Genomic DNA, 13415 nt, shown 5'->3' with positions numbered 1-13415 from the left:
CCGATTAAGGTGGTTTAAAAGCTTTATAAAGTTAACCTGTAACGAGTATGGCAAAACAGCAGCCAGCAGCGAGCCACATAACCGCGTTGAAGCCTGAAGAAAGAGCGGAAGCTGCCAATCTGATCGCCAGAGCGATGGCTACCAACCCGAACCATCTGGCTATTTTCAAAGCAGCAAACGCCGAAATGATTGCGGTTCAGCAGAAATTGTTTGATTACGTCGTCAACACGCCGACCAATACCGTATTGGCCGCCAGAGAAGGGGATCAGCTGGTAGGTATCATGTGTTATACCCCATCGGAGTATTGCCAGTTGCGGCCCCTTCAGCTACTGAGCATTTTACCGGGCATGGCACTGGCGCTGGGCCGCAGGTTGCTGCCGGTCCTGCAATGGCGGATGAACTGGAAGCGACACGATCATCCGCAACCACACATTCATTTCGGGCCATTAGCGGTTGATCCGCAGCATCAGGGCAAAGGGATTGGCAAGGCGATGCTCCGGCATTTTTGCCACTATGCCGATCAGCTTCCGGCCACGGCTTATCTGGAAACCGACAAAAAAGAAAACGTACCTCTCTACGAACGGTTTGGGTTTCGGGTGGTTGCCGAAGATACCCTGTTCGGAGTTCCAAACTGGTTCATGGTGCGCGAACCGGGGCCAACTCCCCACCTGGATCCGGCCACCAGGGCGGTTTTTCCTGACCGGAATTGAGAAAAAATCGATGCGTCGGGGTCCCTGTTACGCTCCGAAATAAAGCGGAAACCAAACGATGCCCTTACGATTCCGGGCTGCCGGGCGCGGCCCATTTGGTTCCTGATCAAACTCTGCCTTAAAGGCTTCGATTGTTTACGAAGAGGAAATAAACCAGGCCCTTTTTGTGTAAATTCCCAAACCGCTTTTTCTTTCCCTGATCGGCCTACCGGCTGGATCTGGTGAAATATGATCTGGAAAACGGCACCAACGGGCTATTGATCGGGGTATTCTTCTCTACAGTATTTTAGCAGCGCGTGTAAGAACCGGTTTGGTCAACCTCCACGCACCTTCAGTCGCCTTCCCGCACGAGCTTGATCAGGCGGTCCAGTTCATTGAGTGCACTTTTCATTCCTTCAATAGCGCCCATTTTAACAACATTTTCGAGCTGAACAAGATCGGAATACCGGGCGGTGTAAGTCACCTGGGTCAGGTTAGTAGCCGCCAGAAACCGCACCTGAAAACCGGCTACGGGCAGGCTCTCATTTTTGTTGGCTTCTTCATCGGAGAAGTAATCAATCCCCGTAAAATCCCGGTGATAAGTAATTGATTTATAGTCTGTGAGGCCCCAATGCTTTTCCCCATTTGGTCCACACATGGCATAATGCCGGAATCCGCCCACCTCAAATTTCATGCGCTTTGTTTCTGACTTCCAGGGTTTTGGTGCCCACCATCTATCAAGAATCTCCGCCCTTGTCCATGCCTCCCAAACCAGAGAGCATTCTGCGGCAAATTCTCTTTCTATCGTAATGGTGTGGGTTTTCTTATCGACAGAAAATTTGAACATCGACTGCATACGATTGTAATTTGAACAGGACCGGTTTAGTGACTACGTATCCGCTGTAGTGGCAAGACCGTACTCACTAAACCGGTCGTACTCATTCGTTTACTGAACCAATTTCACTGTTTTTCATGTCGGCCAATACCTGATCCAGTTCGTTGAAACGGCTTTCCCATAACGTCCTGAATTGCGCAAGCCATTCTTCAACATCTTTCATTTTAGCAACCTGGAGCTGATAATAAATTTCACGCCCCCTGGGTTCCTGCTGCACAAGTTCACACTCCGTCAGGATGCGGAGGTGTTTAGAAACAGCCTGCCGGGTTGTGTTGAAATGGTCCGCAATGGCATTCGGCGTCATGGCCTGAGCGGCTATGAGCAGAATGATGGCCCGTCTGGTTGGATCGGCAATCGCTTGAAAAACATCTCTTCGCATTTTATATTTTCTTATAGGCCAGGGCCACAATTCCACATTTGAATGGGCTGGCGGCTACCAACGTAAATCTTTGTTTTTCCGAAATGTCCCGAAAAATAGGCAATCCGTGGCCTACTATGGCGGGATTGATAAAAAGATGAAGTTCATCAATAAGTTTTTCTTTAATCAGTGACGACACAAACGTTGCGCCACCGTAGACAATGATATCACCGCCCGGCTGGTTTTTTAGCTGTTCAATTTTTTGAACAAAATCGCCATTCTCAACCTCGGTATTTTCCCATTCAGACTGTTTTAAGGTCTTACTAAAAACCACTTTATGAGTCTCGTAATACTTTTTGCCAGCTTCCTGTTCCGGGTTATTCGGATCGTTAGCCACACCGGTCCAGTGCGGAATAAACCCTTCGGCCAGGTTACGCCCCAGCAAAATTGTATCCACAGGCTCCGTGAGTTTAGTAACATACTCACTGATGTCTTCCGTCCAGGGAAACGTCATCCAATCCATTTCGCTGTTTGGTCCGGCAATGAAACCATCCATGGTCATTTGCACTTGTAATTTCAATTTACGCATCTTTTTAGAAATAATTAAAGTGAAACCAATCGGTTGCAAATAAAACAGCAACCGATTGGTTTCGCAATTATTTTTTTTATTTTTTTTACGTTGCGTCCCGTAACAGTTCCCCGGAATTTCCGGTTTGGACCAGTCTATCAGGCATTTGCAGTTTGAACGCTCTTCCGCTATGAAATTACGTACCGCTTATTTTGTCGTTTCGTTTTACGTGCTGGGCGCATTGATCATTGAAAACGACGTGAACTATAGCACCTGGTATCAGATTGAATCAACCAGCTTCAGCGCGTATCATCAGTCGCTGGAGAGCCACCTCCGGATTTATTTATTCACTCCAATGGCGATTCAGTTCCTGCTGAATGGACTCTTGATCAGGCAGAAACCGGTCGCTTTACGCTCTTGGTTTATCGTTACGCTGGTGCTGAATGGCTATATTATTGGCGAATCGCTGTTGGTGCAGGTCCCCATTCACAAGGCCCTGACGAACCGCTACTCGGTCGATCTGATCGATCGGCTAATTATGTATCATCTCTGGTGGCGGCTGCCCGCCGAACTCCTGGTGGGTGGGATCAATACCTGGCTATTGCATCGCTGCTTGCGAGGAGGATTTTAAAGGGCGATGGTTCGAGTAACATCCCTTACAGCCACTTCTGTCTACTTCCATTTCCTTAAACAAACAAAAAAAGGTCTGTGCTATCACAGACCTTCCGGTAAAAGCAAAAACGGAATCACCTCACGCCAGAATCCCCTTCACCAGTTTTCCCTCCACATCCGTCAGCCGGAACCGACGGCCCTGAAATTCGTAGGTCAGTTTTTCGTGATCGACACCCAGCAAGTGCAAGAGCGTCGCCTGAAAATCGTGAACGTGGACCGGATTTTTGATGATGTTGTAGCCAAACTCGTCGGTTTCGCCGTAGGTAATGCCGCGCTTGATACCGCCACCGGCCATCCACATCGTGAAACAGCGCGGGTGGTGATCGCGGCCGTAATTGTCTTTGGTCAGTTTGCCCTGTGAATAGTTCGTGCGGCCAAATTCACCGCCCCAAACCACCAGCGTATCATCCAGCAAACCGCGTTGTTTCAAATCCTGCACCAGAGCCGCCGACGCCTGATCGGTCGCTTTGCACTGCTTGGTGATGCTCTTGGGTAGATTCCCGTGCTGATCCCAGCCCTGGTGATACAACTGAACGAACTTCACATCCCGTTCCAGTAATCGCCTTGCCATCAGGCAATTGGCCGCAAACGTTCCCGGATTGCGGGCTTCTTCACCGTATAAATCAAACACCCAGTCCGGCTCGTTCGACAAATCGTTCACTTCCGGCACGGAAGTCTGCATCCGAAACGCCATTTCGTACTGCGCAATGTGGTTCGACACTTCCGGATCGCCGTAAATTTCCTCCTGCACCTGATTCAAATCCTTCAGCGCGTCGAGCATCGACCGCCGATCCGCCGAACTGTAGCCGTTGGGATTGCTCAGATACAAAACCGGGTCGTTGCCGGAGCGAAACTGCACGCCCTGGTGTTTCGACGGCAAAAAACCGTTGCCCCACAGCCGGGCATACAACGGCTGATCCTGCGGGGCATCTTTCGACACCATGACGATGAACGCCGGCAGATTCTGGTTGGCCGACCCGAGTCCGTAACTCACCCACGAACCGATGCTGGGCCGACCCGCCAACTGGTTTCCCGTCTGGAAAAACGTCAGCGCCGGGTCGTGGTTGATCTGCTCGGTATACATCGATTTGATGAAACACAGATCGTCGGCCACCTTGCCGGTATACGGCATCAGTTCACTCGCCCACGCGCCACTTTTGCCGTGCTGCGTAAATTTATAGGGCGAACTCACCAGCGGCAGCGCCGATTGCTGGGCGCTCATACTGGTCAGCCGCTGGCCTTTCCGCACCGAAGCCGGCAGGTCTTTGCCGTGCATTTTCTCCAGATACGGCTTGTAATCGAACATTTCCAGCTGCGACGGTCCCCCGCTTTGAAACAGGTAGACGACCCGCTTCGCTTTCGGAGCGCGGTTCGGCACGGTTTCGATGCGTTCGGCCGGGTTGGAGAAAAGTTGCGAGGGCAACAGTGAACCCAGTGCCAGCGAGCCGAGGCCCCAGGAAGCTTTGTTCAGAAAAGACCGCCGGTTGAAGGTATCGGCCAGACTTTGCGCCAGTTTCTCTTTCATAAGTTTACCGGTTTTCGGTATACGGTTTTCAGTTTACGGTGGCTGACGCGTGCTTGCTGACGCGTTTTTGGTTCGGCGGTAGCCCAAATGCGTCAGCCACCGAAAACCGTAAACTGAAAACCATAAACCGTTCTAATGTTTCGTAATAAACGCTTCCGAATTCATCACCGTACTGGCGACGACGGCACCCGCGGCCAGGGCGGGCATTTCGGTTACATTGGTCACTTTATACTCGCCAGCCTGAATCCAGCCCTCCATTTTGGCGGGTGTTTTCTTGAATTTCTGGTATTCCTGCTGATACAATTTCGTCAGAATCGTCAGTTCTTTTTCCGCCGGCTTCCGGCTGGTCAGCAAACGGAACAGTTGCGTCAGTTGGTCAGGCAGCGGCTTGTCGGGCGCAATGGACCGGGCAGCCACAACTTTGGCGGCTTCGACAAACTGCGGATCGTTGAGCAAAATCAGCGCTTGCAGGGGCGTACTGGTTTTCTGTCGCTGCACAATGCAATAACTCCGCGACGGCGCATCGAAGGTGTTCATCGATGGGGGCGGATTGGTCCGACGCCAGAACGTGTACAGACTCCGACGGTATAATTTCTCGCCTTTGTCCTGCTCATACGTCGTGTTGTTCACCGCCCACAAACCTTCCGGCTGGTACGGCTTCACACTTTCGCCACCCAAATTTTTGGACAATAAACCGCTCGAAGCCAGAGCATTATCCCGAATCATTTCCGCTGTTAATCGGAACATGGGTCCGCGGGCCAGCCACGTATTTTCCGGGTCTTTCTGCTGCACATCCGGTCGCCCGCGCGACGATTGCCGGTAGGTCGCCGACATCACCAGCAGCTTTTGCATGGCTTTCACGTTCCAGCCCGACTCCCGAAACTGAACCGCCAGCCAGTCGAGCAGTTCGGGATGTGTGGGCAGATTGCCCTGATTCCCGAAGTTGTTGGCCGATTTCACCAGCCCCGTTCCGAAGTACGTTTGCCAGTACCGGTTTACCGTCACCCGCGCCGTCAGCGGATTGTCGGGGTGAAGCAGCCACTTGGCCAGACCCAGGCGGTTTCTCGGATACTCCTTCGGAAACGGCAACACGCTGGCCGGCACGTCGGGCTGAACCGGGTCGCCAGGCGCGTCGTAAACACCCCGTTTGAGGATGTGCGTAGGCCGGGGCGTTTTCATATCCTCCATGACCATGATCTCCGGAATTTCCTCCGCAATCCGGTTTCGCTCCGCCCGCAGTTTTTGCAATTCATCGCGCTGCTGCTGGTAGACCGGCGAAACCGTACTGAAATAATAATCTTTCAGCGCTTCACCTTTGACGGGCGTTATGGCCTGGGCGGATTGGACCAGCGCCAGCACTTCCGGTGACGACAACGCCCGGTTATACACCACCAGTTCATCGATGGCCCCTTTTTTGAAACCGGGTCCGCGCATGTCGGCACCGACCATCAAACCGGTTTGTTTGCCTTTAAACAGAATGTCTTTGTACAGATTATCTTTTTCGGTCACCAGCGCGGTTTCCTTCCCATCCACAAACAGCCGCAAGCCGTTGGCTTTGCTGGAACCGTCGTAGGTCATCGTCAGCTGAATCCATTTTTCTTTCGGCAAAACCTGCTTCCCGATCCGGATAATGCTGTTATACGGCCACGTATGCGCCATCAGCAGTTCCGGTTTTCCGTCGCGCAGGTTCAGGAAATAGCCGCGAAAATTGTAGAGAATATCGCCATTGCCTTTGTGGACCAGAGCCGCTTTGGAAACGTCTTTGGGAATATTGACCCACACGCCGATGGAAAACGGCTGCGACCGGTTGAAAATACCGACATCACCCAGCTTCAGAATATCGTCGCCGTTGGACTGAAACGCAGTGCCGCGTTTGCCCGGTACCAAAACCGGGTCGAGCACCTTGCCCGTATCTTTCGGACTGACGGCGTTCAGGAATGTATTATTGACCAGTTTATCAAACGTAAAATGAGCCTGCAATCCTTTCCGGTAATCGAACGAAATCGCCGGGCCGGTTTTAGCCTGCCATTGCTCGAAGGCGGGTTGCTCTTTCTGAACCGTCTGGTTGATTGCGGTTTCCGTCGCCTTGATTCTGGTATTCAGAAACGCCAGCAGACTGTCCTGCTTCGGCTGACTCAGTAGCATGGTCGGCACCGGCATCGCATCGTCCCAGGAGATTTGCCCAGCTTCGTCCACGTTGTTGAAGAAGGCGAACAGGCTGTAATAATCTTTCTGCGAAAACGGATCGAACTTGTGATCGTGGCAACGCGCACATTCCACTGTCAGGCCCATTAACGCCGTTCCGACGGTATTGGCGCGGTCGGCGACGTATTCCACCCGAAACTCTTCATTGATAATACCGCCTTCCATGTTCTGGGAGTGGTTGCGGTTAAACGCCGTCGCCAGCCGTTGTTCCCGCGTGGGCTTCGGCAGCAAGTCGCCTGCCAACTGCCAGGTTATGAACTGATTAAAAGGCTGATTCTGATTGAACGACTTGATGACCCAATCCCGCCAGGGCCACATCGGCCGGTAGCGGTCGACGGTGTAGCCGTGCGTATCGGCATACCGCGAAACATCCAGCCAATCGACGGCCATTTTCTCCCCGTAATGGGGCGATTTCAACAACCGGTCCACTACTTTTTCGTACGCCTTCGGTGATTGGTCGGCCAGAAAAGCCTGTTGTTCTTCCACCGTGGGCGGCAAACCGGTTAAATCCAGCGAAACCCGGCGCAGCAGGTTTTCCTTGTCGGCTTCGGGCGAAGGCTTCAAGCCCTTCTCTTCCATTTTACGCAGCGTAAAATAGTCGATCGGATTTTTGGGCCAGCTCGCGTCGTTAACTTTCGGCAAGTCCGATTTCTCCGGTTTGATCAACGCCCAGTGCGGTTTGTATTCCGCGCCCTGCTCGATCCACTTGAGGAGAACGGCTTTTTCGTAGGGAGTCAGAACGCGGTTAGACGATTTGGGCGGCATCATTTCGTCCTCGTCCGTCGTCACCAGCCGGTAATAGACTTCACTCTCCGCCAGATCGCCGGGCACAATGGCGTGTTTTTTATTCTTCGCCTTTTTCAAAGCCGCCATCGCTCCCTCGCGGGTCGCCAGTTCCAGACCGCCTTTCTGACTGGCCTTATCGGGACCGTGACAGAAGAAGCATTTGTCCGACAGAATCGGCTTCACGTGCAGGTTGTAGTCCACCTTTTCGGGAAGCTGATCCGCCAGCTGTTCAATTTCGGCCGGTTTTTCCACGCCACCACAGCTTTGGATCAGCACGCTTGCCGAGAAGCACGCTAATCCAGCCATCCACATTCCAACACGGCTCGTCATTTTATCCTTCATTCGTATCATCGACCTGAGGAGAACAGTAAAGACTATTTTAACGCAAATTCTAAGTAACTGACTCTTATAAGGGTAAAAATAACTTAAATCTACCCTATTTTACTAGTAATCTATGCTTTCCTTTTTGTGTTATTTCTTTATAAGACAATAAAATACCCACAATTAGTTCGGATAGCCCGGATTCTGAGTTTTCAGATTGGGGTTGTTCAACATCTCCTGCTTGCCCAACGGCAGCAACAGGTGCTTCTCCTGCAAGGGCTGGTTCGAGCTGGGGTTGATGTGACCCACAAAGTTGTCGAAACCGTTGGTCTTATCGTTATAGACCTTCCGCAACCGCACCATGTCGAACCACGTGATCTGCTCGTAGCACAACTCGTGCCACCGCTCCCGCCATACCGCTTCCCGGAAACTCGCCTGGGTGTAGGTCCCCAACGCCGGCGTGGTCAAACCCGCCCGGTCCCGCACTTTCTTCAGCGCATCGTAAGCCGCCTGCGTGGGTGCGCCCAACTCGTTCTGCGCTTCGGCATAGATCAGCAGCGTTTCGGCATACCGGATCTGGGGCACATTCAGGTTGTTCTGCCGTGTGCCGGCCACCCCCGCCGTCCCGTTGGAAGTCCGGTTGAAGTGCTTGAAGACATAATTCGCTCCCAGCGCGAAGGGCGCCCCGTTGCCGTTGGTGTAGTAGGTCGAGTAAAAATACCCCTGATCCTTCGCCCGCAAATCGCCCGGCTCATACGACGCGTAGAACGAAGGAACCGGAACCGTGCTGCCCGTGCCCGAGGGACCGTTGTAGGTCACCGGTTTGAAGTTGGGGTACATGTTGTCCATCGGATTGCCCGCCACCAGCGTGTTGTACTGCAACTCGAAGAGGTGTTCCAGGCGGTTTTCCGTGCTTTCCTTGTGCACATCTTCCAGCGACGCGAACAGGCCGATCACCGTCGGATTGGCATTGGCGTAGGTGATCACTTCCAGGGCTTTGTCGGCCGCCAGCTTGTAATGCGTCGCCCCTTTGCTCAGGGGAAAGCCCGCCATGGTCAGATACACCTTCGAGAGCAGCGTTTTGACGGCAGCCTGGTTGACCCGACCCGTCAAATCGGTCCAGGCCAGGCCCGCCGATTCAGCCGCCGTCAGGTCATCGACGATCTGCTTGTAGATGGCTTCCTGGGGGGTGCGCGCCGGCTGGAAGTCCTCCGAAGCGGCCGTCTGGGGTTTGGTGATGAGGGGAATGTCACCCCACAGGCGCACCGCCGTAAAGTAGGCGTTGGCCCGCAGGAAGCGGGCTTCGCCCAGGATCTTGGTCTTCTGGGCGGCATCCATGGGGGTGATGGCGGGCACCTTGTCGAGCACCTGGTTAGCCTGGGCGATGACCTTGTAGAGGCCGTTCCAGTAGTTGACCACGTGCACCGTGTTGCCATCGTGAACCAGCCCGTAGAGGTTGTTGAGATCCGAGTTCTGGGCGGTTTCGGTGGTAGAGGTGCCGGTGAGGGCTTCGAGCAACTGCCAGTTGGAGGAGAAGATGCCGGCTCCGTCGCCCATAAAGCGCATGTCGGCATAGACGGCCGCCAGGGCGGCTTCGGCGTGGTCGGGAATGGTGTAGAAGTTGTCGGGCGTCAGGTTGGAAGGGGCCTGCTCATCGAGGAAATCCTTGCACCCCACCGGACCCAGCAGCACCGCCCCCAGCAGGGCGATCTTGCTCACTTTAATCACTATATGTTTCATCGTGAAATCGCTTTTTGAATAAAATGGATAAAGATTTGTTTACGGTAGCTGACGCGTTTACAAGCGTGCGTCAGCTACCGTAACCTGAAAACCGTATACCGTAAACCTAGAGACCAATCTGCAAGCCGAACATGAACGTCGTCGGTTTGGGGTAGTTGTGCCAGATCATCCCCTGCGAAAAGGCGCTGTTGCTGTCGCCCTGATTGGTTGGCGTCACTTCCGGATCACCAATGATTTTATCTTTGACTAACAAAAAGAAATTTTGCACCGTGGCATACGCCCGCAAACGGTTCAGCTTCAGTTTGCTGGTTACGTTGCCCGGAAACGTATAGCCAAACAGCAGGTTCCGGCCCCGCAGGAACGAGCCGTCTTTGATCCAGTAACTGTCCACGTTCAAGACATAACCGGCGCGGGTATCGCGGATTTCGGCAATCATTGTGTTCTGATTGGTCGGCGTCCAGGCATTCAACACCGAGGTGTAGCTGTTGGCCAGAGCCTGACGGTCTTCGCTGGTCGAAATGTTGAGATCCATCACGTCGTTGCCGTAGGAAAACTGCAATTCCAGCGTCAAATCGAAATTTTTATACCGGAATGTGTTGGTGAAAGCCCCCCAGGCTTTAGGACTCCCGTTGCCAATAATGCTCCGGTCGGCGTCCGTGATGGCTTTGTCGCCGTTCACATCCAGGTATTTGATATCACCCGGCAACATGGTCAAACCGTTCCGGTAGCTGACAAACTTGGCGGCTTCTTCGCGCTCGGCTTCGCTCCAGACACCCACCCGGGTCAGACCCCAGAAGGAGCCTACCGGTTCGCCCACCCGAATCACATTGGTTGGATTGGTGAAGTTCGGACCACCCACGTTGAAGATGTCCGACGGGGTAGCCAGCGACAACACCTTGTTGCGGTTTAACGAAACATTGAAGGTCGAGTTCCACTGGAACCCGCCTGCGTCGATGTTGACCGTGTTCAGGCCAAACTCGAAGCCCCGGTTTTGCATCGAGCCTACGTTCCGGCGAATCGTGCCGTAACCGCTCGTGCGTGGTACCGGCGCATCCAGCAGCATGTCCGTCGTCTTGCGGTAGTAGTAATCCGCTTCCAGATTGATGCGGCCTTTCAACAGCCCCAGCTCAATCCCCACGTCCGTCTGAGCGGTTTTTTCCCACCGCAAATCCGGGTTCGCCAGGCGGCTGATGCCCGTTCCCGACACTTTCGTCTCGCCATAGACGGTCGCATAGTTCGAGCTCAGCAGCGACAGCGACGAGTAGGCCGGAATTTCCGAGTTCCCCGTCAGACCAAAGCTGGTGCGCACTTTCAGGTTCGAGATGATGGAATTGCCCTTGAGGAATTCCTCTTCGGACGCCCGCCAGGCCAGAGCCGCCGAGGGGAAGAAGGCAAACTTGTGGTTTTCGCCGAATTTAGACGACCCATCGGCCCGGCCCGTGACGGTCAGCAAATACTTTTCCATGAGACTGTAGTTGATACGGCCGAAGTAGGAGTTGAAGGCCGAGCGGGAAGCGCCCGAACTCACGCTGGGGTTGGTAGCACCCGCCCCCAGGTTATTGAACCCGAAGTAGTCGGTAGCAAAACCGCTCACGCTGGCTCCAATTGAAAAATAATTGGACTCCTGCCACGAAATCCCCAACAGGGCGTTGATGGCGTGTTTGTCATTGATCTGCTTGTTGTAGGTCAGGTAGTTTTCCAGCGACCAGAATGAATCCTTAAAATTATTGGTCGAAGCCGTGCCGTTCGCGCCAATTTCCAGCGTCCGGGTGCTGGATTGGTTCACTTCCTGTGTTTGCACGTTAGCCCCCAAAACCGTCCGCATTTCCAGGCCTTTGGCAAATCTGATGTTTGAATAGAGGCTACCCGTGGTGGTTTGCGTGTTCAGGATGTATTTGCGATCCATCAACCGGTGATACGAACTCATGGTGCCTTCCGCAAAGGGAAAATCCCGGTTGTTGGCGAACGTACCGTCTTCGTATTTCGTCGGCAGAAACGGAAAATCCTCCACAATCTGGCGAGCCACCGCATCATTGATGTCCACCAGATTTTCCGTCTGGTTGTTGTAGCTCAGCGTTCCGCCCATTTTCAGCCAGGGTTTGACCTGATCATCGATGGTGAAACGGCCCGAATAACGTTTCATATACGACGTTTTGAGCAGGCCTTCATCGTCCCGGTAACCCAGCGAAATCGAATACTGCGTGCGGTCATTACCGCCACTAAAGCCCAACTGGTGGTTTTGCGAGAGTTTGTTCTGCGTCGTTTCCTTGAACCAGTCGGTGTCGTATTTCGGGCTGCCGTCCGAGTTCCAGACCCGGGGGTCGATCCGGCGCAGTTTGGGGTTCAGATACGCCCATTTACCGGCATTCCAGCCGACGGGATCGTATTTGGCCATGTTGGCCCAGGCTAAATCTTCAACAGCCATATACTGTCTTGAATTCAACACCTGGGGCCGGTTGGGCCCGATGGTGTTGACGCTGAAATCGACGTTATAGGTCACCTGGCCTTCGCCCGCTTTGCCTTTTTTAGTCGTTACCAGCACCACGCCGTTCGCACCCCGGGCACCGTAAATAGCGGTGGACGAGGCATCTTTCAACACTTCCACCGACACGATATCGTTGGGGTTGATGTAGTCGATGGCCGAGCTAAACTGGTTTTGGGTTCCCTGGGGCAACATCACACCATCCACCACGTAGAGCGGGTTGTTGGAGGAGTTAATGGAGCTAAACCCGCGCACACGGATGGTAGTCCGGCCCCCGGGGCGACCCGAGTTGGTGTTGACCTGCACACCCGGCATACGGCCCGACAGCGCCTGCGTCAGCGAAGCGGCCGGACGTTCTTTCAATTCGGCTTCTTTTACGGTTCCAACGGCACCGGTCAAATCGCTTTTCTTGGCCGTACCGTACCCAATCACTACGATTTCTTCGAGCACTTTGTCATCCGGTTTTAAGGAAACGTTGACGGTCGTTGAAGCGTTAACGTTCAGTTCCTGAGACAGATACCCCACAAAACTAAAAACCAGAATGGCTCCGTTGCCCGCTTCGGGAATGGAAAGGCTATAATTACCGTCCGCATTCGTTACCGTTCCGCGGGTCGTTCCCTTGATGACGACGCTGACACCGGGCAATCCTTCACCATTCTCACTGGTTACTTTTCCGCTCACGGAAAAGTCGGCGATAACGATTGTGGGCGACGTGGGCGAAAACGACGGACTGGCTGAACCCGTGGGATCTTTCAGCGCAATCGGGTTATTGCCCGACTCCAGGGCCGGAACGGCCTGTACGGTATTTTTTGCCGGATTTTTAATGATATAATAGGCCTGATTGCCGACTTTTTTAAACATCAGGTCATACGGTTTCAGCAAGGTTTCCAGTTGCTTTTCCAGCTTTCCGGAACGAAGCCGGACAGTTGCCGGAACGACAATTCCGTTCACCGTCGTTTCTTCAAACAGAATACTCACCTGATGCTGGCGGCTCAATTCCGTCAGCACTTCTTTCATTTTCTGCCCCGCCGACGGAACGGTCTGGAACACCTCCGGGGATCGGCTCTGCTGACGAGCCAGGGCAATCGGTTGCGCCTGCGTCAGTTGATGGCTGAGCACAACGAGCGAAACCAGCGCCGTTTTCTGTAAACATGAAATCACCATATTCTGTAAG

The 13415-nt window shown here is 53.4% G+C and carries 9 protein-coding genes; 2 read left to right on the top strand and 7 right to left on the bottom strand.

Annotated features, from left to right (window positions below):
• The first annotated feature begins 47 nt into the window (after window positions 1-47).
• A complete protein-coding gene (locus EHT87_RS21390) occupies window positions 48-710 on the top strand; it encodes a GNAT family N-acetyltransferase (RefSeq protein ID WP_124908690.1) in 663 nt (220 codons plus the stop codon).
• Between the two features lie 331 nt (window positions 711-1041).
• Here EHT87_RS21390 and EHT87_RS21385 read toward each other — a convergent pair whose 3' ends face one another.
• From EHT87_RS21385 to EHT87_RS21375, 3 genes are all read right to left on the bottom strand, one after another.
• Window positions 1042-1536: an SRPBCC family protein gene (locus tag EHT87_RS21385; RefSeq protein WP_229321265.1), complete on the bottom strand. Its 495-nt coding sequence runs from the start codon at window positions 1534-1536 to the stop codon at window positions 1042-1044.
• Between the two features lie 91 nt (window positions 1537-1627).
• Entirely contained in the window at window positions 1628-1963 is a 336-nt protein-coding gene (locus EHT87_RS21380) for an ArsR/SmtB family transcription factor (protein ID WP_124908688.1), read from the bottom strand.
• A 1-nt stretch (window position 1964) separates the two neighbouring features.
• The gene (locus EHT87_RS21375; protein WP_229321224.1) at window positions 1965-2570 is read right to left on the bottom strand and encodes a dihydrofolate reductase family protein; all 606 of its coding nucleotides are present in this window, start codon (window positions 2568-2570) and stop codon (window positions 1965-1967) included.
• A 130-nt stretch (window positions 2571-2700) separates the two neighbouring features.
• Here EHT87_RS21375 and EHT87_RS21370 point away from each other — a divergent pair, with 130 nt between their 5' ends.
• Window positions 2701-3141: a hypothetical protein gene (locus EHT87_RS21370; RefSeq protein WP_124908687.1), complete on the top strand. Its 441-nt coding sequence runs from the start codon at window positions 2701-2703 to the stop codon at window positions 3139-3141.
• 120 nt (window positions 3142-3261) lie between these two features.
• Here EHT87_RS21370 and EHT87_RS21365 read toward each other — a convergent pair whose 3' ends face one another.
• From EHT87_RS21365 to EHT87_RS21350, 4 genes are all read right to left on the bottom strand, one after another.
• Window positions 3262-4707: a DUF1501 domain-containing protein gene (locus EHT87_RS21365; protein WP_124908686.1), complete on the bottom strand. Its 1446-nt coding sequence runs from the start codon at window positions 4705-4707 to the stop codon at window positions 3262-3264.
• Window positions 4708-4839: 132 nt separating this feature from the next.
• A complete protein-coding gene (locus EHT87_RS21360; protein ID WP_229321222.1) occupies window positions 4840-8028 on the bottom strand; it encodes a DUF1553 domain-containing protein in 3189 nt (1062 codons plus the stop codon).
• A 174-nt stretch (window positions 8029-8202) separates the two neighbouring features.
• Window positions 8203-9759 (bottom strand): RagB/SusD family nutrient uptake outer membrane protein, encoded by a 1557-nt coding sequence (locus EHT87_RS21355; RefSeq protein ID WP_124908684.1) that lies wholly within the window; start codon window positions 9757-9759, stop codon window positions 8203-8205.
• Between the two features lie 106 nt (window positions 9760-9865).
• Window positions 9866-13405: a SusC/RagA family TonB-linked outer membrane protein gene (locus EHT87_RS21350; protein ID WP_229321221.1), complete on the bottom strand. Its 3540-nt coding sequence runs from the start codon at window positions 13403-13405 to the stop codon at window positions 9866-9868.
• Window positions 13406-13415 lie beyond the last annotated feature (10 nt).

The sequence above is a fragment of the Larkinella knui genome, from assembly GCF_003858645.1.
Classification (GTDB): Bacteria; Bacteroidota; Bacteroidia; order Cytophagales; family Spirosomataceae; genus Larkinella; species Larkinella knui.
The sequence above is the reverse complement of the archived record's forward strand: the minus strand, read 5'-3'. Positions and strand labels throughout refer to the sequence as shown.